Below are 24633 nucleotides of genomic sequence, written 5' to 3'. Positions count from 1 at the left end.
GAAGGAAGTAGGTCGTGCTGGATCAGCTAGCCGCGGCCATCGACCGGCACTGCGTGGGACTGGGCTCGGACACCAAGATCCCCCGGCTCTCCCTTGCCGCGGCCGACGAACCCATCGATCCCACCGGCCTGCTGTACGAGCCGATGATCTGCTTCGTCGCCGACGGCGCGAAGCGCACCACCTCGGGAGATCTAAGCCAGGTCGCACACGCCGGCCAGATGCTCCTCACCACGATCGACCTGCCTGTCGCCGTCGACCTGGAGAAGGTTCCCTACCGGTCTGCCGTCATGCAACTCGACGGTCGAGTGCTCGCCGACCTGCTGATCGAACTGGACGAGACCGGCTCGGCCACCACGTCAGCCGCAGCAGGGCAGGTCAGTGCGCCGATGACACCAGAACTCGTCAACGCGGTCACCCGCTGGGTCGAACTCCTCGACACCCCTGAGGACATCCGCCCTCTCGCCCCGCGGATCGAGAGCGAGGTCCTCTACAGGCTGCTGCGCAGCTCTCTCGGCGCCATCCTGCGCCAGTGGTCGCTGGCCGACTCGACCACAAGCCGGGTGCGCCAGGTGGCCCGATGGATCTGCGAGCACTACACAGAGCCGCTCAGCATCGACGCGATCGCCGCCGTCGCACACATGAGCCCCGCCAGCCTGCACCGGCACTTCAAAGCAGCCACGGGCATGAGCCCGCTCAAGTACCAAAAGCACCTGCGGCTGCAGGCGGCCCGGCGGCGCCTGGCCGCAGGCGACGCCACCGCGGCCCAGATCGCACAGGCGGTCGGATACATGAGCGCAACCCAGTTCAACCGCGAATACCGCAGCGCCTACGGCCTCCCGCCCGGACAGGATGCAGCCCGGCTCCGCGCTCGACTCACCCACACCCGCACCTCCACGACTCGGCGGGCATAAGTCCTGGAGCCAGGCGCCGAGTGTGCACACAGCGCGGGGACCTCAAGGCTGCAACAACGGGTGCCACACGCGGTGATTCTCATAAGCGACCAGCTGAGAGAGGTGGCACCACCTTCCCGGCGCCGAAGAGTTTGCCCAGGTCGTACGTCGCAGAAGTCCTCTCAGAACCGGCGAGTTCCGCGACGGGGTTCTGAGAGGCCGCTGAGCTGCGGCGCTCTCCAAGATCAATCTCACCGCTACTGAGATTCGTCGCGCGATGTCGCTCGCCACAACTCCTGAGCTGCGGCGATGCCCGAGCCACAGGCGGCTTCACTCGAAGACCACCTCTCATCGGGCTTCCGCCGGTGCAGGTGGCTAAGACGGGGTACAGGCGGCGGCCACGGCTCAACGGGCGGCGACATGGCAGTAGTTGGTGCCCTATACCCTTGCCTCGTTAACTGCCGCTCAAGGAGGACACCTGTGTCGGATGAGTCAGAAGAGACCATGCTCACCCACATCTCGCCCGACGGGGTCGCCCCGGGAAACGGCTACAGCCATGTGGTTGTGGGCGAAGGACGACTGGTTGTCATCTCCGGGCAGGTCGCACTGGATGAACAGGGAAATGTGGTCGGGGAGAACGATGCCGCCGCCCAGGCCCGTCAGGTCTTCGAGAACCTGCGGCGCTGTCTGGCGGCAGGCGGCGCTACGTTCGCGGAGGTCGCGAAATTCACCTTCTACGTAACCGACGTCGCCATACTGCCGGAGGTGCGGGCCGCCCGCGACGCGTACATCGACACCGCGCGTGCGCCGGCCAGTACCGCAGTACAGGTGGCCGCCCTGTACCGGCCGGAGCTCATGCTGGAGGTGGAAGCCCTGGCCGTGATCCCCTGGTGACTCGGTATCCCTCTGACCGGGCGGTTGAACGGTTGCTGATGATCTTCGAGGCCTCCTCAAAGAGTCCGGCGGGACGCGGAGCCGTACGCCGCTGGCGATCACCCAAGGTCACCAGTCGGTTGGACTCCTCGGAGAACTGGCGACAGTTGGATACGAGAGCCCACCAGTACCGACGCCGGTACAGGTCAGCGACCTTCAATCGGTTGCCGTGTGTCCGACTACGCCGACCGTGAACCCGTGGGCCTTGCAGCCCGCCCTGGGAAGAGTCCAAGCATCGAGAGTCGATGCTTCGGAACGAGGAGGAGCCCATGGCGCGGAGAGCGGCATACGACGAGATCGCAGACTGGTACGAGCAGGAGTTCCTCGGCGGACAGCGGTCGGATGCTGCGAAAGCGGACGGCAATCCTCTCAACCTTGGCCGCGTCCTGCATGATCTCCTCGGTGAAGGCAGCGGCACCTGTCTGGAGATCGGCTGTGGCACCGGCGTTCACGCCGCGGGTGTCCGGGAACTGGGGTGGACTCCCGTCGGTGTCGACCTGTCCGCCGGGATGCTGCGGCATGCCCGGGGCCGTCTGCCCATCGCTCTGGCCGATGCCGAGCGGCTGCCGGTTCAGGACGGCTCCGTACCGGCCGTCATCGCCATGATGGTCCACACAGACATGCTCGAATATCCGAAGGTATTGCGAGAGGTGGCCCGGGTGTTGCGCCCCGGCGGGGTGTTCGTGCACGTCGGTGTCCATCCCTGTTTCTGCGGCGGCTTCGCCGACCGCCTCGATCCCCACGCGGTGGTGATCCGCCCGGGCTACCTCGACGGTCACTGGACGAAGTCGTCCTGGACGGACCAGGGGGTGCGCGACAAGGTCGGCGCCACCCACCGTCCGCTGCCGGAGCTGATGCACGCGTTCCTCGACGCGGGCCTGGCATTCGAGAGGTTCGAAGAGGCCGGTGAGCCAACTCCGATCGTGCTAGCTGTCCGGGCACGGAGAAAGAGCACCGGGCTCGGAGATACCCTCCGTCACACACTGGACTGAGCCAGGCATTCGGACCCTTCCCATACCCGACGTCACCATTACACGTCGTCCAGGACACCCGGCGTGAGGCAGTGAGCCACCTGGACCGCATGCTCAAGCAGCGTCCCGACCGTGAGTGACCCCACCCACTGATGTCAGAAGTAGATGTCAAAGGCCCCCAACCATGATCGGTTGGGGGCCTTTGCGCTGCTGGGCGCGGACGGTTTCGATCCGCGGACATCTGCTTTGTAAGCCTGGCGCCGACGACAAGACGGTCGTAGCTGTCGGGGCACGTGTTCGAGGTGACGTCGGCGACGGTGGCGAAGTGGCGTGGCCGGTTCACGGTCCGGCGGCCGGCCGGTTTTGCGGATGAGCCACGGGCCGGGCGGCCCAAGGCCGGACTCGTGCTCACCGGGGCCGAGCGGGCGGAGTTGACCCGGTGGGCTCGGCGGGCGAAGACGGCCCAGTTCCTCGCGCTGCGGGCGAAGATCGTGCTGCGCTGCGCGGAGGGCGGGACGAACAAGCAGGTGGCGGCCGAACTCGGCATCGCCCAGGCGACAGTGAACCGCTGGCGTGCCCGGTTCGGTGAGGACCGGCTCGACGGGCTGGCTGATGAGCCGCGTCCGGGCCGGCCGCCATCGGTCCTGCTCGACCGGGTCGAGGAGCACCTTCTTGCAGACTGTCCATCACGGCCTTTGGGTTGATCGGCTGTCGACTTCAGCGAGAAGACTCGATCACCCAAAGGCCGCCCAGCTGTCAGGCGAACGACGAACCCCATCAAGACATGATCTTGATGGGGTTTAGAGCCAAGCTCAGGCGTTGAAACGGTAGGTTCCTGCGGTAGCGGAGTAGACCCGGTAAAGCGCTCCACCAGCCGTGTCGTTGCGGAGGTGGGTGACTCCGCTCGGGGCCGTAACCGATTTGCCCTGGGTGGGGACCCAGACCTCGGCACAGGTGTTGTGGGGGATGACGACGGTGAGGTCGACGCGACCGTCGGGTCGGCGTGTCCAGTGGGAAGCGACCTCCCCACGCACGGTGTTGATCGAGGCCGCGACCTGGTTGAGCGGCGCCGGCGCGAGGTCGGTGTCGGTCGTGGAAGTCGGGACCTTGCTGTTGACGGGAACCGACGGGATGAACGGACAGATGCGCAGCGTCTCGTACGCGACGGAGGTGGGCTTGATGCCGGCCAGGCTCTGGTAGAACCAGGTCGCGATCTCGCTGCGGTAGTGGTGGTTGAGCGATCCGCCGGTCCAGTTCTCCCACAGGGAGGTGGCGCCTTGTGCGATCTGACTGACGTAGCCGGGCGCGCCGCTCTGCGTGACGGCTTGGAGGAGGATGTCGGTGTAGCCGTACTCGGAGAGGATGTTGAATTCGTACCGGGAGCCGTACATGTCGCTCTGCAGGTGATTGTTCGCGGCGACGATGCGGTCGGCGCAGAGCTTGGCGAGGGCCTCCTTGTTCTGATCGACGGACTTACTGCCCGCGAGGTAGCGGGGGTCGCTGCTGGGCAGGTCGGACCCCGGAACCAGGCCGAAGGCGATGGCCATGGCGTTCTCGCTGGAGATGCTTCCCTGGCCGAAGGAGCCGCTGGTCGCGTCCCAGTAGTTGGCGATGAAGGCTCGTCGCAGGGTCTCGCCCAGGTTCTGGTAGTAGGCGGCCCTGCTGGTGCGGCCGAGGATTTTGCCGACCTTGACCATGTAGTCGCAGAAGTGGATGTAGAACGCCAAACTGATGACGGCGTTGTTACCGGCACTCTCCGCGCCGGAGTAGGCGCCCAGCGCTGCCTTGAACTGGTAGTTGTTGTCGGCGGTGAACAGCTTCTCGTAGCTGGCCAAGAGCGCGTCCTGGTGGTCGTAGAGCTCGTCGAACAGCGCGCTGTTGCCGTAGTACTTGTTCAGTTCCCACGGGATGACGAAGTAGGCCGAGTCCCAGGCGGGAACCGCTTTCCAGGTGGCGTTCCAGCCCGGCGTCCGGTCGTATCCGTAGCCTCCCTTGGCAGCGGGAAGGATCATCGGGAGTTGTCCGGTGGAGATCTGACCGTCGGGGAAGTGACGCAGGTACTTGGTGAAGGCCGCGTTCACATCCCAGGTCAGCGACTGCGACTCCGAGCTGGACATGGTGTCGCCGGTCCAGCCGTTCTTCTCGCGGGACGGAGTGTCGGTCGGCTTCTGGACGATGTTGTTCTGCTCAGCCAACTCCAGGTTGTGCTGGATGCGGTTGATGAGTGCGTTGCCCGTCGTGAAGGTACCGGTGCGAGCGAATCCCGATCGGGCCACGTTGACCGTGAACAGGTCGCGGTCGCGGTCGCGGTTGAGGCTCGGGGTGCGTCCCAAAATCGGTTCGAGGTTGCGGACTTCGAGGTAGCGGAACCCCCAGTGTCCGAACTGAGGCTCCCAGTGCTGCTGGGAGGCGCTGCTGAGCGTGTAGTAGTTGGTCTGCAGGTTGGCGTCGTGGAAGTTGTTCTCCTCCCCTACGACCCAGGGGGAGGAGGCGGTGCCGGCACCGGTCAGCTGGTTGCCGCCACGCATGCGAAGCGTCAGTCCTTCCGCGGAGCGCGGCAGGCCGGTGAAGTGGACGGCGACGAAGCCGGTGAGGATCTGCCCGAAGTCGACGACCCACACCCCGGAGCCGGGTGAGGTCTCGACGATGGACTGGGCCTGCAGGGTCTGATTGACCAGGACGGGTTCTGCCTCGTGGGCGCGGACCGTAGCAGGGACGAAGCCATCCGGGATCCTCGTCGTCGGCAGCACACCGTGATACCGGGGGGACACGCCCTGGCAGCTGCCGGGCGGAATCATCACCGTGGCCGACTGCCACTCTTTGCTCACACGGTATTTGACGGATCGCCAGTTCCCGACAGTGGCTGCACGGCGCGCGTCGTACTTCTCTCCGCTGTAGACGGAGTCGAAGAGGGTCGGACCGTCGGCCGTACGCCATGACCGGTCGGTGACCACGGTCAACGGGGGTCGGTCGACGCACGTCACAACAAGCTTCGCCCGCATACGGGGAGCTCCGACGTAGGGGGCGAGGTTCCAGTACCACTCGGTCGGAGTGGTCAGCCCGTACCAGCCGCGGCCGAGCTCAGCGGCCAGCACGTTCTCCGTGCCATCCGCGAGGCTTTCGGTGACGTCGAACGTGTCGTAGAGGATGGTGCGGTCGTACGCGCTCTGGTCCGTCAACAGACGTGGGACGTTCGCGCCGTTGTCGGCAGCGGGCTTGCCGTCTGTCGTCAACGGCTCGCCGTTGAGGGTGAAGGTGAAACAGCCGGCGCCGCTGATGTACAAGCGAGCGGATGATATCTCACCGCGCGGCAGGGTCACCGACTTGCGCAGGAGCGCGGACGGGTTCGCGATCGGCAGCATCGCGTTCTTTCCCACGAAGGTGAGTCCGCCGATCGTGCCGATGCCGCTCTCGAACGGGTTCGCCCCCTCCGTCAGGTCGACCGAGAAGTCTGGGGCTCCCGATCCCTTGACCTTGACGCTTCGGACGACAGCTGAGCTGTTCGCGCCGAAACCGATGGTGCCGTGCCTACGGATCTGGTCACCCTGCAGGGTCCTGCTGTCGACGGTGACGCCGTTGATCGTGGCAGTCACGGTCAGCCCCTGCACGGAGATCTCCACGGTGTGATCCTGGATGTTCCAGGTGTCCGGGGTGAGCCCCGTACTGACAGGCACGGGAACGGTGGCGATAGAGACCTTGCGGGTTCCGACTGCCGTGGGGTTGGTCTCGCTCTGGGGGTCGTAGTGGTTCACCCCCCAGTCGGGTTCTGACGTTCCGTCATCCACCCACGTGTTTCCCGCGTAGTGGTTGGTCGCCATGACCAACTCCATCGCGGTTCCGTTCTGGTGAATCGTCCAGCTCAGCGCCTCGCCCCAGGCCTTGCCGATCGGCTCGGCCCGGAACAGGAGGACCAGCCCAGTAGTGGGAGTCGCGCCGCCCCGGAAGACCACCGTCTCGGTCAGATCCGTCCAGTCGTGGTCCTGTGGCTGCCGGCCACCGATCCAGTGCGCTCCGCTCCAGTCGCCTTCGTCGAAGAGACCGGTCTCCCAGCGGGTCGCCTCACTCCAGGGCGAGGTGTTCCCGTCCTCGTCCCACGTCCGCACACGCCACCAGTACGAGCCTTGCGGTGCAAGGGGCTTGCCGTCGTAGGCGACGGAAATGCTGTCAGAGCCGCGCACCTTCCCGCTGGACCACAGGTTCGCCCTCCCCGGAGCGCTGCCGACCTGGACTTCGTACGCCGACTGGAGCTCCGCGATGGGCAGCCAGCTGAACGATGGGGCAGTCTGGGTGCCCAGCGGCTCGGTCATCGAGTTGACCTGGAGACCTCGGGGCTCGGTGGCCTCGGTTCCGCTCTTGAGCGCTCCGGCGCCCTTACTCAGCGCAGCGGCCGAGTCCCTCGCAGACAGCGGCAACGCCATCCCTGCAGTCAGTGCACCGATGACACCGACGACCTGCCTGCGACTGAGCGCACTTTCAGACATACGCCTGACTCCTTTGTAAGCGTAGATGGCTGCCCGGCCCGAGAGGCTGGGTGGACAACGGAAGAGAACGCAGACCTGGCCATGCCCATACGAAATCAACTCGCAGATCTGCCGGGCTCCTCGAAGTGGGCCGTGTCCGCGGGGATCGGCTCGTACGGAGTGGTTCGGAGGCAACTGCTGTGGTAGGTGGTGCACCAGGGGCCGGGAGTCGGTGACCCGCTCCCCTGTTCGCCATCGACTCAGGTTCCAGTGGCGCAGAAGCTGTGGCACGCCGAGCTTGACGAGGACGAGGACGGTAACCGCGGGGAAGACAGCAACTGACACTCCGTTTGGTACGTTTCAATCGCTCGCCGGAAGGCTAACTACGGTCGTACGTTCAATCAATGGTTGGTTCAATCAGGATTTCTTCGGCCCCCTGATGAAGCGAATGGATTGAACGATTCAACAACAGGGAGTCAACCGCCGTAGGAAGGGTGTCGGGACCCGCCGGGCCGCGCTGAATTCGATCCGCGCCCCCCGGCCCGACGGCGCACCGATCTACGTGATCATGGACAACCTGTCCGCCCACACGGGCGCCGACATCCGCCGATGGGCGAAGAAGAGCAAGGCCGACTTGTGCTTCACCCCGACCTACGCCTCGTGGGCGAACCCGATCGAGGCGCTCTTCGGACCGCTGAGGCAGTTCACCTTCGCCAACTCCAACCACACCGTGCAGACCCGGGCCCTGCACGCCTGTCTGCGCTGACGCAACGCCAACTCCCGCCACCGCGACGTCCTGGCTGCCGAACGCAAGGAACGCGGCCCGCATCCGCAGCGAGAAGGGCGTCCGCTGGGGCGGACGCCCCCTCAAAACTGCAGCGTGATCACGCAGCCCAGCCAGGGCATGGCTTAACGCAAGGCACCGCACAGCCGGCCACCACCAGGTTCGCCGGCCCCTACCCCGGCGAACCCATGCGGTCACAGCACTTGGTCCGGTGTCAGTGCCTTGGCAGCGGCCTGTCGTCGGGTCCCGGTGCTGCCGCGGGACCGGTGAGGGCGTCGATCAGCCGGTCCGCCGGCAGGGCCGTCAGTGTCCGGCCGCCGAACCCGGTGGTCGTCACCGCTGCGAGGAGGGAGTTGAGCACCGCCTCCTCGACTGCGTCGAGTACGGCTTCGAAGAGCGGCCCCAGATCAGCGTCCGCCACGGGGGCACCGGCGCCCGGTCCCGTGGCGAAGGCGATGGCGTAGTCACCGCTGCCGTGGCTGTAGGCCGCACCCGTGCGGCCGAGGGCGAACACGGCACGCCGGGCTACGCGGGTGAGCTGCCTGGCGTCGAGAGGGGCGTCCGTGGCCACCACGATCATGCAGGAGCCCGTCTCCTGGGCCGGCGCCGGCTCGCCGGACAGACCCAAGGACTGCGGGGTGACGGCGCGGCCGAGCACCCGAAGCGTTCCGCCGAAGTTCGCTTGCACGAGGACCCCCGCCGTGAACCGCTGTCCGCCCAGGTCCGGCGTGCGTGAGGCGGTACCGATGCCGGCCTTGAATCCCAGTGCGCCCGTGCCGGTTCCGGCGCCGACGCAGCCCTCGGCCACCGGGCCGCCGGACGCTCCGTCGAGAGCGGCCCTGACGTGCTCCTCGTTGACCGGCCGTGAGCGGATGTCGGACAGCAAGCCGTCGTTGCACTCCCCCACGACCGGGTTGAGGCTCTGCACCGTCTCGCATCCGGGCCGCTCGAGCATCCAGCCGACCAGTGCGTCGGCGACGCGAAACGCCGACAGGGTGGAGGTGAGCAGCACGGGGGTTTCGAGGGTGCCAAGTTCGGTGAGCTGGGTCGTGCCGATGAGCTTGCCGTAGCCGTTGCCGGTGAATACCCCTGCAGGCAGCGGTGCGCGGGGGCCGACGGCGCCGGGCACGACGGCGGTAACTCCGCTGTGCACGTCAGGGTGCCGGCGGACGGTGGTGTGGCCGACGCGCACGCCCGGCACATCGGTGATCGCGTTGAGTGGTCCGGTACCGGCCCGGCCGATGATGATGCCGAGGTCCCGGGCCCGGCGCCGGATGTCGGGAGCGGACTGTGTGTGAGCCAGTGGTTCCATACGGCCGGACGCTACGCGCCCCGCGCTGTGGAGCGGATGCGTAAAGGTGCGGTGCACCGAGGAAGGCGCCTTGTGTCCGGGGTCCGGGGCCCGGGACGTGCTCCAGCCGTGCTCCGGGCTTCTGTCTGCGCGCTCGCGCCCCAACCGCAATCAGCAGCATGGCGACGGACCACGGCCCAGCCTTCCAGGCCGGAGAGCCAGAAACGACTCCCGAGCCTGGTGCAGGCGGTCATGCCCCGGACCGCATCCCGTGGAGCAACTCACGGGCGGCAGTGCGCAGCAACGCCAGTTCGCTGCGTGCGCTGATGAGGTGGAAGCCCTGTTCCGCCCGATGGACGGCGTCGTCCGCGATGGAGGTTTGGATGCCCGCTGTGTTCCCTGCTCTCTGGCATGCCGCCAGGACGTGCTGCACGGCCTGCTCGTGGGCCAGATGCCCAGGGGAGACATCGGGTGGAGACGACGAAGGACTTCGAGCACTTCTCCCGTGTCCTGCACGCCTGCGGACGATCGTTGCTGGTGTGGTCCGGCATCGAGCTGCTGTGCCTGCCGCTGCTCGCGCTCGGCGGGGCGGGGTTCGTCAGCACGGTGGCCAACCTCGCGCCGTCCGCGGTGGTACGGATGTACGAGCTGTGGGAGGAGGACGAGTTCGACGCCGCTCGTGACCTGCACTACCGCCTCCATCCCCTCGTCGGCCTCCTCTTCGTCGAGACGAACCCGGCGCCCGTGAAGTGGGTGCTGCACCAGCAGGGCCGTGCCTCCTCTCCTCACGTCCGGCCACCGCTCACCACTCCGACGGACGCGGGCCTGGCGACGATCCGCGCGCTGCTCGCCGAGGGCGGCGACCTGACGCAGCAGATCGAAACCCAGCAGGCCCATCAGGGCCGGCAGATCGGAGCACCCGAGTGAGCACCACCCCCGAGGGCCTGCCCTCCGTCATCCGGCACTGGATCGGCGGCGAACTCGTCGACGCCGACGACGGCCGAACGTTCGATGTCTCCGACCCTGTCTCCAACTCGGCGTATGCGCAGGCCTCGCGCGGATCTGCGGCCGATGTCGAGCGGGCCGTCGCCACCGCACGGACCGCCTTCCCCGCCTGGTCGGGCATATCCAACCGCGAGCGCGCCAACGTACTGAACCGCATCGCCGACGCCGTCGAGGCCCGCCACGACCGGCTGGCAACCCTCGAGTCGTACGACTCGGGACTGCCATCGCCCAGGCGCGCGGCCAGGCGCGTCGAGCCGCCGAGAACTTCCGTTACTTCGCGGACGTCATTGTGGCGCTCGGCGAGGAGGCCTTCACGCGCCGCCTCGCGGAGCGGGCCTCCCGTGTACGCGTCGGACTGCAGTTCGTCGGACCGGGCTCGCGGGCCCGGCACACGCCGGAGTCGCTGCGCCGGTTCGAGGCCACGCTCGTGGTCGACCTGCACGCGGCCGCCGGGCGCTATCCGGCCGACCCGCGGCTGCGGCGGCTGGTCGCGGAGCTGCGCGCGCGCAGCGAGCGGTTCGCCGAGCATTGGGACTCCGGCACGGTCGGACGGCACGAGGCCGCACGCAAGACCATCGACCATCCCCGGGCCGGCCCCCTGACGCCGGACTGCGACGTGCTCACCGTCGCGGGCAGCAACCTGCGGATCATGGTCCACACCGCCGAACCCGGTACCGAGGACGCCGAATGCCTCGCCCTGCTCACTGTCCTCGGCACCCATACGCTCAACAGCTGAGCGCTTCGCGGCAGTCTGAGGGGCGGACCGTGCGGGAGCGCTGCCGGCCGCAACCGGTCGCATGCGAGGAAGGGGGCGGTGACGCCATTGCCGTTGGCTTCACCGCACAAGCTGCGCCCCCGACTCCATCACCGCACGCCCGAAGCGGCGCCCAGAGGGCTCCGTCAACTCTCACCCGCCGTGGTGCCAATTCAGCTGCTCAGGCGCCAAGGGGGGCGCTCAGTCCGTGGCGCGAGCTGGAGTCGCCTCGCCGGCTGAGTGCGCTGATCGGCCGACTCAGCGGACTCGGTCGTAGACCATGGCGATCTCGCCCAGCTCGCCGGTCTCCTGGTGTGTGAGCTTCCACTTCGAACTTGGCAGGCCGTCGTCGAACAGCCGCTGCCCACCCCCGGCGATCTCGGGGCAGATCATGAGATACAGCCGGTCGAGCAGGTCCACGGAGAGGAGCGCCTTGATGACGCTCGCGCTGCTGTTGACGAGGATGTCGCCCTCGCCGGTGGCCTTGAGCTCAGCGACGACATCGGCAGCCGGGGCGTTCACCACGCGGGTGCGTTCCCACGGTGCTTCGGTCAAGGTGGTCGACAGGACCACCTTTTCCGTGTCGACCAGCCACTTCGCGTATCCGCGATCACGCGGATCGGCGTTCTCGTCCTCGGCGACCGTCGGCCAGAACCCCAGGAATCCCTCGGCGTTGAGGCGGCCGAGCAGCGCCGTTGTCGCGCCCTCCCAGATGCGGGTGAGGTGGTCTCGCGCGACCTCTGTGGTCGCGTAGGGGACGATCGCGTCTGCATCGCCGGGCCCGCCGGGGCCGTGGTATCGCCCGTCGAGGGTGAGGGCGATGTTCGCGGTCACCTTGCGTCCGGTCGGGTTGGTCATGGCTGTACTTCCTTTCCTTCGGCGTGAGCTGCCGTGGTGGTGCGCTGAGATGTGCCGACGGCGTCGGCGAGCTTGTCGAGGCCCTGCCCGAAGCCGATCTCGATGCCTGCGATGAAGTCCGCGGAATCGACCGTGCTGTCGGTGATCCGGTAGTGGACGTCGAGATCCGTGCCGGTGTCGGTGGGCCGGAGGCCGAAGTCGACGTGGGCGGTGAAGGCGAGGCTGCCGTCGGGAAGCCGCGGGGAGAGCCGGTAGGCAAGGCTCTCACCGGGGAAGGCGTCGTCGACGACGCCTTCCCCGCGCCCGGCGACCAGGTCGGAGCCATCGGCGTCCTCGGCGTCGCGGTACTCCAGGACGATCCGCCCGCCCGGGTGCGCCTCGAAGACGAGCTCGGAGACGCGGAGGTCGTCGGGCGTCCACCATCGGGTGAGCAGGGAGGGCTCGGTCAGGTGGCACCAGACCAGCTCGGGGCGCCCGGTCAGCGACCGGTGGAACCTGAACGAGCGACCGTCGGCCCACCCCGGCTTCTCCGCGGCGAGACGCTCCGTGTCGAGGCTGAGCCCGTAGCGGTCGTAGGTCGCGCGCGGGCCGCCGGCCTGATCCGCGGTGTCGGCGAGCCGGCTGAGCGCGGCCGCCAGGTCCCGCAAAGGCGCGGGCCGGAGCGCGTAGATGCGGCGCTGGCCGGTGCGCTGGGAGGTGACGACGCCGGCACGCTCTAGGGTCTGCAGGTGCTTGGTCGTCTGCGGCTGGCGCGCCTCGGCGAGCTGGGCGAGGACACCGACCGGGCGGGGCCGCTCGGCCAACAGACATACGAGCCGCCAGCGGGCCGGGTCGGCCAGTGCGGTGAGGAGTGCGTCCATGAGGGTAAGCATTCCCCACGACGAATATTCGTGTCAAGGAATATCTGTGGAACGGTCGGCCCATGTCGAGATCGGTCAGGCCGAGTCCGTTCGGAAGATCTCCCAGCCGTCACAGATCGGCTCCCAGACCGCGACGATCAGCAGACCTGTCGGCGGTGGCCACTGTCTTGGCGCTGGTCTGCCTGGGTGGTCATGGTGCTGCATCTCTCGTTCTGTGCCGGGCCCGTGGTCCGGGTCCGGGCCGGGTCCGGGCCGGACCCGGGTGAGAGTTCAGGAACAGAAGTCGGCGATGGTACTGGTGAGGATGTCGGTGAGGCGGTCCAGCGAGGCGAGGTCGACATACTCGGTGGCCGCGTGTGCGCCCGCGCCGTCGACGCCGAAGAGCAGGCAGGGGATGCCGGCACGGTCCAGGAGGGCACAGTCGGTCCAGAATGGCTCGGCGCGTACCACGGGCTGGTGGCCGAGGACCTGCTCGGCGTGGCGGGTCAGGGTGCGCACGATCAGGGCTTCGGGGGCTGCCTCGAAGGGCTCGCGGTGCAGGCCACGGGTCAGCCGGTGACGGAAGTCGGAGACCGTGTCCGCAAGGCGGTCGAGGAAGTCGGTCAGTTCGCGCTCGACGCTGTCGGCACTCTCGCCGGGGATGGTGCGGCGCTCCAGGGTGATGCGGCAGTGCGCCGGGTAGGTGGAGGGTTCCTCGCCGCCGTGGATGACGGAGGCGTGCACGGTGCCGGTGCCCAGGAGGGGGTGTACCGGGCCCTGCGCGAGGCGCCGTCCCAGCTCTTCCAGCGCGACCAGGAAGTGCCCGGCCTTGGCGATCGAGTCGATACCGAGCTCGGGCCGCGAACCGTGAGCCGCGCGGCCTTCGATCTCCACGTCGAACCAGGCGAAGCCCTTGTGGGCGAGGGTCACTTCGAGGTGGCTCGGCTCAGTGACGATCGCCGCGTCGGCCGTGAACGACTCCAGCACCTCCTCGGTGCCCGAGCTGCCGTGCTCCTCATCTGCGACGCAGGCGAGGATGACATCGCCGCGCAGGGGACCGCGGGCGGTGGCGCGGGCCGCGGCGACCATCATGGCCGCGATGCCACCCTTCATGTCGAAGGTGCCGCGGCCGAACATCCTGCCGTCGCGGATCTGCGGGTCGAGGGGGTCCCCGTCGTAGTCGGCGAGGCTGACCGTGTCGAGGTGGCCGTTGAGCATGAGTGACCGGCCTCCGCCGGTGCCTCGGGCGATCGCGACGAGTGAGGGCCGACCGGGGCGCTTTTCCAGGCTGTGGACCTCGAAGCCGCGGGTGGCCAGCCATTGACCGCAGAAGTCGGCGATGACGGCTTCGCCGGCCCTACCGGGAACGAGGTCCGGGTTGACGGAGTCGATGGCGATCAGCCGGGCCAGCAGGCGGCTGGGATCCGACTCCAGGGGATCAGGGGCCGCTGGGGTCGAGGGGGTCTCGGGGAACATGAGGGCCTTCCGAAGTTCTGATGCCACCCCGTGAGTCGGGGGCGGGGCGGTGGGCACGGCACGTGGGGTGGCAGTGTTTGCCGAGCACCGTGCGTCGTGCGTGTGTGGTGGCTGATGCAGGCCATGGGCGGTCAGTCCTGGTTGGCCAGGCGCAGGAGGGTGGTGGCCAGGACGTCGACTCCGTGGGCGCATGCCTCGGGGGTGGAGTACTCGCGGGGGTTGTGGCTGATGCCGTCGTACTCGCCGCGTACGAAGATCATGGCGGTGGGGCAGAGCACGGCGATCTCCTGGGCGTCGTGGCCTGCGCCGGAGAGCAGCGAGATGTGGTCCAGGCCGTGGTCGTCGGCGGCCTGCGCGATGACCTTCTGCAGCCCCTCGTCGAAGGGGACGTAGGCGGTCTTGGCCATCCGCCGGACGGTCAGCGACAGGCCGGGCCGGCTGTCCTCCAGGTCGCGCAGAAACGCGGCGAGGGCTTCCTCGGCGCGGGCCATCTGGACGTCGTCGGGGTTGCGCAGGTCGACGGTCAGCTCGGCGCGGGCCGGGACGATGTTGGTCAGGTCCGGATGAACGATCAGATGGCCGACGGTGGCCCGCAGATCCCCGTACTCGCCGGAGTCGACCAGCGCCCGCAGGTGGACGATGATCTGCGCGGCCGCCAGGCCGGCGTCGACCCGCAGGTGGGTGGGGGTGGTACCTGCGTGGGCTGCACGGCCGTGGATGGTGATCTCCTGCCAGGAAATGCCCTGCACGCCGGTGACGACGCCGATCTCGACGCCGTTCTCGGCGAGGACGGGGCCCTGTTCGATGTGGCATTCGACGTAGGCGTGCGGCGAGTCGAGGCGTACGTCGGCGAGGCCGTTGAAGCCGGTGCGGGTTAGTTCGCCACCGAGGGTGAGGCCATCGCGGTCAGTCAGGGCGTGGGCGTACTCCAGCGTGAGGCGGCCGGCGGCGACCGCGCTGCCGAGCATGTCGGTGCCGAAGCGGACGCCTTCTTCCTCGGTGAAGATGCCGACCTCGACCGGGCGGCGGGTGGTGATGCCACGTTCGTTGAGGATGCGGACGACTTCGATGCCGCCCAGCACACCGAGGCAGCCGTCGAAGGCACCGGCGGTGGCGACGCTGTCGATGTGCGAGCCGGTCAGCACCGGGGCCGCGGTGGGATCGGCGCCCTCGCGGCGGCCGTAAATATTGCCCATCCGGTCGATACGGACGGTCAGGCCGGCCTGTTCCATCCAGGCGATGACCTGGCGGCGGCCGGCCGCGTCGGTGTCGGTCAGGGCGAGGCGATTGACGCCGCGCAGGCCGGTGCGCTCGTCGTCGTACCCGCCGATGTCGGCGAGGTCCATCAGCGACTGCCACAGGCGGTCGCCGTTAATAGTGATCTTGTCGGGGGTGGGGCTCGTCATGACCTGTCTCCCGGAGTTGTCGGAAACGGTGGAGTCGATGGCGTTGCGGATCAGCCGGCTGCGGTCGCGCCACGAGGCCGACGCCGATCAGCACGACGTCCGTGGGCCGCCCGAGCGCGCACGGCGGGTCCGCGGCTCTTGGACGTGCCGGGCCTTGGACAGCAGGAGCACGTAGCTGCCCAGCCAGGCGAGGGTGAGGGGCGGTGTGGAGGAGGACGAGGAGCATCATGGCCCGGGCGGCGGCCAGTTGAGACGGGGCCGGCGCGGGAAGCAGCCCGGTGCAGAAGACGGCGGTCTTCGGGTTGAGGGCGTTGCTGACCGGGCCGGTCCGCCACGGGCTCCCGACGGGAGGAGGTCCCCGTATCTGCCATGACGGACACGGTGTGGCGGCTGTGCCACTGCGCTTGCACGCCCAAGAACACCAAGTAGCCGGAGCCCAGGAGCTTGACGGCCGGGTACGTGGGTGAGGCGGCCGGCAGGGCTGCGCGCCCGACCACGGTCAGCGCGCCCCGGACCAGCAGCCCGGTCGTTATCCCGCCCACGGTCCGCAGCGCGTCGCGGAGACCGGCCGCGACGGCACACCGGGGCACCGCCGCCATGTCCGGGCCCGGCACGATGGTCAGCAGGCCGAGGACACCGAGTGCCGCTATGAAGTGGGTCAGCACGCTGCCGGCCTTCTCCTGATCGAACTGATCAAACCGGTCGGCAGCGAGGGGACGAAGGTGCGGTGGCTCAACGCAGGCGTCTTTCAGGTGTGGCGTGTTCAGCGATCGGCGGTGGAGTTCGGGTTGGCAGCCGCGCCCTCGGTGCTCAACAGCACGACCACTGAGGTCGCATCCAGCCCCAGTGCCGTACGGCGTTCCTCGGCGCCCACCCCGGTGAGCACCGCACGGAGACCGGCGAGCGCCGCGGCCCCGCAGGGACCCGAGGAGACACCGAGGGCCGCGAGCTGAGCGACCGCGCGGGCACTGTCGGCGTCGGGGATGGCGACGGCGGCGTCCAGCCCGCTGTACAGGTAGGGCCAGGCGATGCTGGACGGGGTGCCGCAGTTCAGCCCGGCCATGGTGGTGTCGCCGGTGGTGACACTGACGGGTTTGCCGAGGGTGAGGCTTTCGAGGACGCAGGCCGCAGCCTCCGGCTCCACCGACAGCAGTGCCGGAGCCCACCCGGAGGGGCGGCTGCGGTAGTGGGTGACCACGGCCTGAGCCAGTGACCCCACACCCACCGGTATGGAGACGAGGTCAGGCCCCTCGACGACCCCTTCGGCCGCCAGCTGCTCGTCAGTCTCGGCGCAGAGGGTGGAGTAGCCCTCGACGATCCACCCCGGGATCTGCTCATAGCCCGACCAGGCCGTGTCCTGGACCAGGACCGCGTCCGGCCCGACAGCTGCCTCGGCCGCGCGGCGCACGGCCTCGTCGTACGGCGCCGAGACCTCGGTGACCTTCGCCTGCTCGGCGACGATGGCCGCCACAGCTCGCGGATGCACGCCCTGCGGAACGAAAACGTGGGCACGCTGCCCAAGCAGGCGTGCCATGCGGGCCACTGCCCGGCCGTGATTGCCGTCGGTGGCAGTCACCAGGGTGACCGGGCCCGGCTCTTTGCCGCTCGTGGTCCGCTCGGCAAGGGTGCGGTGGACCGCCCAGGACGCACCCAGAGCCTTGAATGCGGGCAGGCCCAGGCGGCATGACTCGTCCTTGACGAACACCCGACCGACCCCCAACTCCGTTGCCAAAGGAGGGAGTTCGGTCAGTGGTGTGGGTGAATGGCCAGGCAGCGCGGCGTGGAAGCCCCGCACCTCGACGGGTGCGGGTTCACACCGCCAGGTACGGGCGCTGGGTCGCAGAGACCACAGCGGCGCACGGGGGGAGGAAGCGTTTTCGGACACACGATCAGGGTCCGATGCCCTCCTACGATCGGTCCAGCGAATGTTTTCGACCTATACTCATCGAAGAAACCGACTATTAAGTCGCTCCGCGACGGCGAGGGAAGCGGTCCGGCCATGCTCGACCTGCACCGGCTGCGCCTGCTGCGCGAACTCAAGCACCGCGGCACGCTCGCGGCCGTGGCCGCCGCCCTGTCCTACGCTCCCTCCTCCGTCTCCCAGCAGCTCTCGCAACTGGAAGCCGAAGTCGGCGTCCCGCTGCTGGAACCGGTCGGGCGGCGGGTGCGGTTGACCGAGCAGGCCGAGATTCTCGTCGCCCACACCGAAGCGGTCCTCGAACGCCTGGAGCGCGCGGAGGCGGACATCGCCACCTCCCTGACCGACCTCACCGGCACCCTGCGCATCGCCTCGTTCCAAACGGCCGCCCTGGCCCTGGTCCCGACCGCGCTCGGCCTGCTGCGCGACCTGCACCCGCACCTGCGCGTCCACGTCACACAGATGGAACCGGAAAAGGCCCTTCCCGCCCTGCAAGCCCGCGACTTCGACCTGGTCCTCGCTGAGGAATACCCCGGCAACCCCAACCCGCGGCCCGCCGAACTCGAACAGGAAGATCTGCTCAGCGACCCCCTGCACCTCGCACTGCCCCAAACGGCCGACAGCCCGGATACCGAGAGCCCGATGGCGGCGCTGCGCTCACTCGCCAACCACGCCTGGGTGATGGAACCCGAAGGCACAGCCGCCCGGCACTGGGCCATGACCCTGTGCCGCAACGCCGGCTTCGAACCCGACGTACGGTTCGAGACCACTGACCTCCTGCTCCACCTCCGCCTCGTCGAGCAGAATCACGCCGCAGCTTTCCTTCCCGACCTCGTCTGGAACGGACAACCCCCGACCGTCACCCTGCGGCAACTCCCCCGCGACCGGCACACCCGCCGCGTCCTCACCGTCGTACGCCGCGGCCGCAGCCAGCACCCGGCCGTCCTCGCGTGTCGCGACGCCCTCCTGCGCGCGGTCACACTCCGCTCCGACCAGGGATAAGGCAGCACAGCACACCGTTGGCCCACTCATCCGGGACCGGGACGGCACGTTCCCCGAGCTCTTCGACACTGTCCTGCACGACGTGGGCATACAGGTGGTGCTCAGCGGCGTCCGGATGCCGAGAATGAACTCGATCATGGAGCGGTGGGTGCAGACCTGCCGGCGGGAGCCAGACCCGGGCACGAGCTCAACCGAACGACGTGACCGAGGACCACACGCCGAACCACTGCTCGGCGCCGTACTCCTCGAACCGCTCCACCTCGGTGAACCCCAGCTTCGCCGCGAGGCGCATCGCGCTGTCGTTGGCGGCCTCCGTGCACGGCTCAAACGAATAGCGCACGTTCGGAATACTGCCTGTCCACCAGTTGGACGGCGATGTCGAGGCGGCGGAGTACCGGGGGGTGGGTCCGTGCCCCGGAGCATGTGCGCCCCCTCGACGGCGTCGACTACGACCAGGTCGTCACCGAGCGGCTGGAGACACCGCCGCCCTCGGTGTGGAGAGTGCCCTGGACGCGGCGGAGCACCCGGGCAGGGAAGCCGCATGTATACGGTGCCCTGCCCGGCCCCCCGCCAGTGATCAGTTGCCATAGGCACTGCTGGACGCAATGGTCGCGCGTCCGTACCGTCGGCGTCTGACATGGGAGCGAGGGTGCGTTATCCGCCGGCCGCCGCGTGGAATTTGGTCTTCCCGGATCCGACCTGGTACAAGGCCTTGCCGTCCTTGATGCCGAGGTAGGTGGCCTGGCCGGTCACGTGATACATGCCGCCGGCCACGACGGGCAGGGCCACCGTCGCGGTGACGTTCACCGGGATGTCCACTTTGGTGTTCACGCCGAACCTGGTGCGATGCCAGTCGACCCCGACCTCGCCGCGCTCGGTCCACTGGGTTCCGGACGCAGCGGTCAGGCCCTTGTCCGCCGGGGTGATGCGCACCGTCTCGGCACCGGGGGAGGTGACGGTCAGGCCGAGGACGCCCTCGAGGACGCCGTTGACCCCGGCACCTCCCCAGCCGTGCGAGAAGCTCTCACTGCTGCTCTGGGAAACCTGGGTGCCGGTGCAGTCGGAGGTCGAGCAGCCGGGGGTCCACTGCTCCCACAGGAAGCTGCCGCCCTCGGAGAGGACCTGGGCCGGGCCGTCGTGGGACGGGTCGGTCAGGATCTTGACCAAAGTGTCCGGGCGGTCCGTGATCCGCAGCGCCTCGAGCAGCGTCCGCAGGGTCATCGGGCCCTGCTGCATGCCCAGTTCGGAGATGCGGTCACCCAGGGCGGCGTACTCGGAGGAGTCCGCGATCCCGTAGGCGACGGGGAAGGACTGCGAGTGCTCGCCGAAGTGATCAATACGGGAGCCTGCCGCGTCCAGGCCGTCGGACCAGGCACCGGTGCCGGGGTCCCTCAGCTGGTCGCGCATGGCCGCGGTCAGGTGGTCGGCCCGGTCGTCGTACGTCGTCCGGGTGCCCGTGTCGCCCAGTGCCTCGGCCGCCGTCGCGACCGAGCGCAGCGCGCCCACGCCGAGCGCGTTGACGACCGTGCGGTTGACGTTGCCCTTGGTTACGTAGCCGTAGCGCATGGGGGCGGGCCAGTCGATGATGCCGTACTGGTAGTCGCCGCTGCCGCCGGGCAGGTCGGCGACCAGTCCACGGTTGTCGACGGCACCCCAGATGTAGTCGGCGACGTTCTTCATCACCGGCAGGGCCTGGCGCAGGAGGTCCTTGTCACCGGTGGTCTGGTAGTAGCGGAGCACCCACTCGGGGAACATCTCGGTGTAGTCGGGGATGTCCCGCTTGGCGTCACCATTGGGGTAGACGGAGTTCAGGGCGCCGTTGTTCCAGTAGCGGGCCTGGGAGTTCATGAAGGCGACGATCGCCTGCCGGGTCAGGCTGCGCTCGCCGGACGAAGACATGGTGGCGAACGACTCGTCGATGCTGTCGCCGAGGAACTGACCCTTCTCACGGGTTGGGGTGTCGAGGAAGACGTTCTGCGACGACTGGAGCGCGGAGCGCTGCATCAGCTCGAAGACGCCGTCGAGGGTTGCGTCACTGCTGGAGAAGGTGGCCGGATGGGCGGCGTCAGTGTTCTGAACCACGGCGCTGATGTCCTCGGTGGTCAGGTTCTCGACCGGGTCGCTGATCTGCAGGTAACGCCAGCCCCAGTAGGTGAAGGGCTGCGCGGTTTGCGCGCCGTCCTTCTCGGTGTAGTAGAAGTGCATGTTGCTGCCCTGCGTGTCCAGCTTCGAGGTACCCGCGCGGGAGTTCTCCACCCAGCTGCCCTTGGCGTGGCCCCTGAGCAGTGCGCCGTCGAGGGTCACCGTGGTGCCGTCCACCGCCTGAACGGTGTGCGTCTCGGGGTCGCCCGCTCCGTATCCGTCCGCGGGAGCGTCGACGGTGATCCGGTCACCGACGTGGACGTTGCCGACGACGGCCAGGGTCAAGGTGGTGGCGCCGGCCGAGACGGCCGCGGTCAGCGTGCTGTTGTTCCGCCGGTAGCTGGTGGTGAACGTCAACTGCCGTCCGGCGGCGCCGTCCTGCAGACGCACCGAGGGAACGGCGGCGTAGACCTTGCCGAAGTCTGCGAAGACGGTGCCGTCCGGCAGGTGGAGCAGGGAGACGGGGTGGACGACCTTCTGTGACAGGTGGGCCTCCAGCGCGGACAGATGCGTGAAGGCGCAGGGTGACGAACTGCCCTCGTATGAAGCGCAGTTGACCGGGTTCGGGCGGGGGTGCGGGCCGATTGCGGTGGCAGCCGGCCAGCTGCTGTCGTCGTAAGGAGCGGTGTCCCAGCCCGTCATTTCCTTCGTCGCGTCGTAATACTCCAGACGGTCACCGGAGTCGCTGTTGCGATAGGTGACGGTGTCGACGCTCTGGGGCTCGTAGCGGTGCACCTTCCACGAGCCGTCGGACACCATGAGGTCCCGCGTCCCGTCCTTGTGGTCCACCACCACCTTGACCAGGAGGCCCGAGGGGCCTTCAGAGCCGCTGGGCCCGTTGGCGCGGCCCTGGCACTTGCAGTTCCAGTAGTGCGTGACAACGCCGACGGGCAGCTTCTGGCCCGCCGTGATCCCGTCGAGCTTCGAGACGTCGTAGTACCCCTCGCCCGCGTACTCGTAGGAGGAGCTGCGCTGCACCACGTGTCCGCCGACGTTCGCCTCCCAGTCCCCCATGGAGGCCACATACACGCGCGCGTCGGTCACCGGGCTGCCGCTCGAGACCGTCATGATCTTGCGGGCAGCGGTCCATTCGTTGGTGGCATCGTTGCCGGTCGCGGGGCGGCGGATCCACTGCGCCCCGGACCAGCCGTCGTCCCCGAGGCCGGCGCCGAAGGAAGCGGGGTCGGAGAACGCCGACTCGGCGCCCGCGTGGTCCCAGGTGCGTACCCGCCAGGTGTAGGAGGTTCCCGCCTTGAGGGCCGATCCGCCGTAACGTGTCCAGCTCTGTGCCGAGCTGGACACCTTGCCGCTGTTCCAGAGCTCGGTGCCGTCCCCGTCGCGGACGACGACCTGGTAGGCCGACTGGGTCTCACCGCCGTCGATGTCCTGGGGAAGCCAGCCGAACTGCGGTGCGCCGTCCACGGCGAGGGGGTCGACCCGGTCGTTGACGGTGAGTCCAACCGGCGCGGTCGGCGCGTGATTTCGGACGGGACCGGCGGCGAACGCCTGGGGCGCCGGGCTGAACGCGAGTCCCCATGTGAGAACGAACAGGCCGAACCGTCTGCAGGTTGCCAGCGGCAATCTCATGACGCGCCTCCATTCGAAAGGTTTGAACATTTCAATGCACCTGCGATCGAGTGCCCCTGCCGGCGCGCAAAAGGTCCCCGCTACAAGGCGAGGTGACCAACGGGTGACTGCGGGCACACCCTTTGAAACGTATCAATACGTCACCGTGAGGCTATGTAGTGGCCGAGCCACCTGTCAACGGTTGTGCACGGTCGGTCCGTCAGTGCCAACCGTGGCTGCTGATCCTCGAGTTAGCTAAGGGCTCGCAGAGAATCAACGTGTTGCTTCCGGCGATGCGGCTCGTTGATGTGGTATGGGCATAACGCAGGAGATTCGAGATCAACTGAGTGCGAAGTTCGGGGTGTTGTTCCCGCATCTGGACGAGCGGCAACAGCGTCTGCTGATGGGAGCCGAGGCCCGGCTCCTGGGACACGGCGGGATCCGGGCCGTCGCCCGGGCAGCCGGGGTCAGCGAGGCGACGGTCCGCAAGGGCGTCTATGAGCTGGAGGCTGGCGAAGGGCCCCTGGGGCGGGTCCGCCGGCCCGGCGGCGGACGGAAGAAGGCCGCCGACCTGGACGCGGGACTGCGTCCCGCACTTCTCGCCCTGGTCGAGCCGGACATGCGCGGGGACCCGATGTCGCCGCTGCGGTGGACGACCAAGTCGACCCGGAACCTGGCCGGCGAGCTGACGCTTCAGGGACACAAGGTCAGTGCCGACACGGTCGGTGACCTGCTGCGGGAGGCGGGCTTCAGTCTGCAGGCCAACTCCAAGACCGTCGAGGGCAAGCAGCACCCGGACCGGGACGCCCAGTTCCGCTACATCAACGACCGGGCCAAGGACCACATCAGCTCCGGAGATCCGGTGATCAGCGTGGACAGCAAGAAGAAGGAACTGGTCGGCCAGTACAAGAACGCCGGGCGGGAGTGGCAACCGGGGGGCGAGCCGGTCAAGGTCAAGACGCATGACTTCCTGGACCGGGAGGGGCCCGGCAAGGCGATCCCGTACGGGATCTACGACATCGCGGCGAACACCGGCTGGGTCAGCGTCGGCACCGACCACGACACCGCCGCGTTCGCGGTGGAATCCATCCGCCGCTGGTGGCAGGCCCGCGGCCGACACGATTACCCGCACGCCACACGGCTGCTGATTACCGCCGACGCGGGCGGTTCCAACGGCTACCGCACCCGCGCCTGGAAGAGTGAACTCGCTGCCCTGGCCGCCGAGACCGGCATGGACATCACAGTCTGTCACCTACCGCCGGGCACATCGAAGTGGAATCGGATCGAGCACCGGCTGTTCTCCCACATCTCCATGAACTGGCGCGGCAGGCCCCTGAGCAGCCATGACGTCATCGTGGAGACGATCGCGGCGACCACCACCCGCACCGGACTGACGGTCGAGGCCCGCCTCGACACCGACAGCTACGACACCGGCGTGAAGGTCAGCGATGCCCAGGTCGACGCGCTGGCGATGAGCCGGCACCGCTTCCACGGCGACTGGAACTACACGCTCCATGGCGATGCCTGCCCGCCCCCACGCCAGGGCGCGGGCATGGAGACCGAAGCGCGGTCGCCCGAGCTCCCGAATGACGTTGCCGCCGGCTCGCTCCGTGACCCGGAGCTGACCGGCATGACCGATCCACAACTGGACGTTCTGGTCAGCGCGTTGATCCCAGCACTGGCACGACGACGAGAGCAGACTCGCCGCGAACGCCGGGGCGGTGAGCGCCAACGAGCACGCGGTGCGGGCGCCAAGGACAAGCTCTCCGACGAAGACCGCATCCTGGCCACCGTGCTCAGCCTTCGCAAGATTGGTACCCACGACCTGCTCGCCCAGCTCTTCGGCGTCACCGGGAGCACCCTCACGCGGGCAGTCCAGGAAGTACGGCCCCTCCTGGCCGAGCGCGACCACGCGATCCCGCCTTCAACCGCCAGGTTCCGCACCCCGGCAGACGTGGCCGCCCACCTCGGCAAGTACGGCAGCCGACCCCCATCAGAGATCAAACCAGCATGTTGATTCTCTGCGAGCCCTAACGACCTCACCCGCGATCGAGTTCGGGGCGTGCTGGTCTGGCGGTTCGGCTGGCGGGTGATCAGCAGGCGGCGTCGCGGGCGAGGACGAGTGCGGTGCTGTGCGCGCGGAGGGTGGGCCTCTTGGCGGCACGGTCAAAGATCAGGGCGGCGATGGCCTGCTGGGTCTCGGGGAAGGTCTCGCGGCGTCCGGTGCAGCGTCTCGTACCGGAAACGATCACGATGCGTCGGCCGAGATGGTTACGGTCGTCCATGTGGCCCGGGTGAAGCCACAACCCTCAGTCCATCGGTGCCATCGGATGGCCTG

At 68.3% G+C, this 24633-nt stretch carries 18 protein-coding genes and 4 pseudogenes; 11 read left to right on the top strand and 11 right to left on the bottom strand.

The features are described from left to right. Nucleotides 1–14 precede the first annotated feature (14 nt). The 4 genes from OG395_RS46810 to OG395_RS46795 all read left to right on the top strand — a co-directional run bounded on the left by OG395_RS46810 (nt 15) and on the right by OG395_RS46795 (nt 3498). Nucleotides 15–911, top strand: a complete 897-nt coding sequence (locus tag OG395_RS46810; RefSeq protein ID WP_327248356.1) for an AraC family transcriptional regulator — start codon at nt 15–17, stop codon at nt 909–911. A 483-nt stretch (nt 912–1394) separates the two neighbouring features. After that, nucleotides 1395–1784, top strand: a complete 390-nt coding sequence (locus OG395_RS46805; RefSeq protein WP_327249683.1) for a RidA family protein — start codon at nt 1395–1397, stop codon at nt 1782–1784. Between the two features lie 308 nt (nt 1785–2092). Next, a complete protein-coding gene (locus tag OG395_RS46800; protein WP_327248355.1) occupies nt 2093–2815 on the top strand; it encodes a class I SAM-dependent methyltransferase in 723 nt (240 codons plus the stop codon). A 296-nt stretch (nt 2816–3111) separates the two neighbouring features. After that, nucleotides 3112–3498 carry a helix-turn-helix domain-containing protein gene (locus OG395_RS46795; RefSeq protein WP_327248354.1) on the top strand — a complete coding sequence of 129 codons (387 nt, stop codon included), beginning with the start codon at nt 3112–3114 and terminating at the stop codon, nt 3496–3498. 108 nt (nt 3499–3606) lie between these two features. Here OG395_RS46795 and OG395_RS46790 read toward each other — a convergent pair whose 3' ends face one another. Then, nucleotides 3607–7275 (bottom strand): family 78 glycoside hydrolase catalytic domain, encoded by a 3669-nt coding sequence (locus OG395_RS46790; protein WP_327248353.1) that lies wholly within the window; start codon nt 7273–7275, stop codon nt 3607–3609. Nucleotides 7276–7726: 451 nt separating this feature from the next. Here OG395_RS46790 and OG395_RS46785 point away from each other — a divergent pair. Beyond that, nucleotides 7727–8138, top strand: a pseudogene (locus OG395_RS46785) (transposase); the annotation flags it as partial. A gap of 114 nt (nt 8139–8252) precedes the next feature. On the opposite strand, the gene OG395_RS46780 reads toward OG395_RS46785, so the two are convergent. Beyond that, nucleotides 8253–9350 (bottom strand): P1 family peptidase, encoded by a 1098-nt coding sequence (locus OG395_RS46780; protein ID WP_327248352.1) that lies wholly within the window; start codon nt 9348–9350, stop codon nt 8253–8255. 450 nt (nt 9351–9800) lie between these two features. Here OG395_RS46780 and OG395_RS46775 point away from each other — a divergent pair, with 450 nt between their 5' ends. The 3 genes and pseudogenes from OG395_RS46775 to OG395_RS46765 form a co-directional block, all read left to right on the top strand. Next, on the top strand, nt 9801–10256 hold the full coding sequence (locus OG395_RS46775; RefSeq protein ID WP_327248351.1) for a dihydrodipicolinate synthase family protein: 456 nt from the start codon (nt 9801–9803) through the stop codon (nt 10254–10256). After that, nucleotides 10253–10501: pseudogene (locus OG395_RS46770) on the top strand (aldehyde dehydrogenase family protein); the annotation flags it as partial. The gene OG395_RS46775 and the pseudogene OG395_RS46770, both read left to right, overlap by 4 nt. 194 nt (nt 10502–10695) lie before the next feature. Continuing rightward, nucleotides 10696–11070: pseudogene (locus OG395_RS46765) on the top strand (MmyB family transcriptional regulator); the annotation flags it as partial. Nucleotides 11071–11346: 276 nt separating this feature from the next. Here the strand turns inward: OG395_RS46765 and OG395_RS46760 are convergent. The 6 genes from OG395_RS46760 to OG395_RS46735 form a co-directional block, all read right to left on the bottom strand. Then, nucleotides 11347–11946 (bottom strand): dihydrofolate reductase family protein, encoded by a 600-nt coding sequence (locus OG395_RS46760; protein WP_327248350.1) that lies wholly within the window; start codon nt 11944–11946, stop codon nt 11347–11349. Beyond that, nucleotides 11943–12806 carry a metalloregulator ArsR/SmtB family transcription factor gene (locus OG395_RS46755; protein WP_327248349.1) on the bottom strand — a complete coding sequence of 288 codons (864 nt, stop codon included), beginning with the start codon at nt 12804–12806 and terminating at the stop codon, nt 11943–11945. The genes OG395_RS46760 and OG395_RS46755 overlap by 4 nt, the downstream gene beginning before the upstream one ends. 270 nt (nt 12807–13076) lie before the next feature. After that, nucleotides 13077–14261 carry an ArgE/DapE family deacylase gene (locus OG395_RS46750; RefSeq protein ID WP_327248348.1) on the bottom strand — a complete coding sequence of 395 codons (1185 nt, stop codon included), beginning with the start codon at nt 14259–14261 and terminating at the stop codon, nt 13077–13079. A 131-nt stretch (nt 14262–14392) separates the two neighbouring features. Further along, nucleotides 14393–15667, bottom strand: a complete 1275-nt coding sequence (locus OG395_RS46745) for a Zn-dependent hydrolase (protein WP_327248347.1) — start codon at nt 15665–15667, stop codon at nt 14393–14395. 50 nt (nt 15668–15717) lie between these two features. Then, entirely contained in the window at nt 15718–16266 is a 549-nt protein-coding gene (locus OG395_RS46740; RefSeq protein WP_327249682.1) for a LysE family translocator, read from the bottom strand. Between the two features lie 164 nt (nt 16267–16430). Next, entirely contained in the window at nt 16431–17552 is a 1122-nt protein-coding gene (locus OG395_RS46735; protein WP_327248346.1) for a diaminopropionate ammonia-lyase, read from the bottom strand. Nucleotides 17553–17666: 114 nt separating this feature from the next. On the opposite strand from OG395_RS46735, the gene OG395_RS46730 reads away from it, so the two are divergent. Beyond that, nucleotides 17667–18587: a LysR family transcriptional regulator gene (locus OG395_RS46730; protein WP_327248345.1), complete on the top strand. Its 921-nt coding sequence runs from the start codon at nt 17667–17669 to the stop codon at nt 18585–18587. A 25-nt stretch (nt 18588–18612) separates the two neighbouring features. Beyond that, a pseudogene (locus OG395_RS46725) lies at nt 18613–18756 on the top strand (integrase core domain-containing protein); the annotation flags it as partial. A gap of 18 nt (nt 18757–18774) precedes the next feature. On the opposite strand, the gene OG395_RS46720 reads toward OG395_RS46725, so the two are convergent. Both OG395_RS46720 and OG395_RS46715 read right to left on the bottom strand, forming a co-directional pair. Then, nucleotides 18775–18927, bottom strand: a complete 153-nt coding sequence (locus OG395_RS46720) for a hypothetical protein (RefSeq protein WP_442818683.1) — start codon at nt 18925–18927, stop codon at nt 18775–18777. A 314-nt stretch (nt 18928–19241) separates the two neighbouring features. Then, entirely contained in the window at nt 19242–22316 is a 3075-nt protein-coding gene (locus OG395_RS46715) for an alpha-L-rhamnosidase-related protein (RefSeq protein ID WP_327248344.1), read from the bottom strand. Nucleotides 22317–22608: 292 nt separating this feature from the next. Between OG395_RS46715 and OG395_RS46710 the strand changes: the two genes are divergently transcribed. After that, on the top strand, nt 22609–24312 hold the full coding sequence (locus OG395_RS46710) for an ISAzo13 family transposase (RefSeq protein WP_327242291.1): 1704 nt from the start codon (nt 22609–22611) through the stop codon (nt 24310–24312). Nucleotides 24313–24388: 76 nt separating this feature from the next. On the opposite strand, the gene OG395_RS46705 is transcribed toward OG395_RS46710, so the two are convergent. Continuing rightward, nucleotides 24389–24580: a hypothetical protein gene (locus tag OG395_RS46705; RefSeq protein WP_327248343.1), complete on the bottom strand. Its 192-nt coding sequence runs from the start codon at nt 24578–24580 to the stop codon at nt 24389–24391. Between the last annotated feature and the right edge of the window lie 53 nt (nt 24581–24633).

It is taken from the genome of Streptomyces sp. NBC_01320 (assembly GCF_035974375.1).
Taxonomy (GTDB): domain Bacteria; phylum Actinomycetota; class Actinomycetes; order Streptomycetales; family Streptomycetaceae; genus Streptomyces; species Streptomyces yanii.
The sequence above is the reverse complement of the archived record's forward strand: the minus strand, read 5'-3'. Positions and strand labels throughout refer to the sequence as shown.

What these genes read in the sequence shown, in the direction of transcription:
- OG395_RS46730 (WP_327248345.1), top strand. Translation starts at nt 17,667, where the DNA reads ATGCTCGACCTGCACCGGCTGCGCCTGCTGCGCGAACTCAAGCACCGC.
- OG395_RS46800 (WP_327248355.1), top strand. Translation starts at nt 2,093, where the DNA reads ATGGCGCGGAGAGCGGCATACGACGAGATCGCAGACTGGTACGAGCAG.
- OG395_RS46805 (WP_327249683.1), top strand. Translation starts at nt 1,395, where the DNA reads ATGCTCACCCACATCTCGCCCGACGGGGTCGCCCCGGGAAACGGCTAC.
- OG395_RS46755 (WP_327248349.1), bottom strand. Translation starts at nt 12,806, where the DNA reads ATGGACGCACTCCTCACCGCACTGGCCGACCCGGCCCGCTGGCGGCTC.
- OG395_RS46750 (WP_327248348.1), bottom strand. Translation starts at nt 14,261, where the DNA reads ATGTTCCCCGAGACCCCCTCGACCCCAGCGGCCCCTGATCCCCTGGAG.
- OG395_RS46710 (WP_327242291.1), top strand. Translation starts at nt 22,609, where the DNA reads ATGGGCATAACGCAGGAGATTCGAGATCAACTGAGTGCGAAGTTCGGG.
- OG395_RS46740 (WP_327249682.1), bottom strand. Translation starts at nt 16,266, where the DNA reads ATGGCGGCGGTGCCCCGGTGTGCCGTCGCGGCCGGTCTCCGCGACGCG.
- OG395_RS46790 (WP_327248353.1), bottom strand. Translation starts at nt 7,275, where the DNA reads ATGTCTGAAAGTGCGCTCAGTCGCAGGCAGGTCGTCGGTGTCATCGGT.
- OG395_RS46705 (WP_327248343.1), bottom strand. Translation starts at nt 24,580, where the DNA reads ATGGACGACCGTAACCATCTCGGCCGACGCATCGTGATCGTTTCCGGT.
- OG395_RS46715 (WP_327248344.1), bottom strand. Translation starts at nt 22,316, where the DNA reads ATGAGATTGCCGCTGGCAACCTGCAGACGGTTCGGCCTGTTCGTTCTC.
- OG395_RS46780 (WP_327248352.1), bottom strand. Translation starts at nt 9,350, where the DNA reads ATGGAACCACTGGCTCACACACAGTCCGCTCCCGACATCCGGCGCCGG.
- OG395_RS46760 (WP_327248350.1), bottom strand. Translation starts at nt 11,946, where the DNA reads ATGACCAACCCGACCGGACGCAAGGTGACCGCGAACATCGCCCTCACC.
- OG395_RS46745 (WP_327248347.1), bottom strand. Translation starts at nt 15,667, where the DNA reads ATGACGAGCCCCACCCCCGACAAGATCACTATTAACGGCGACCGCCTG.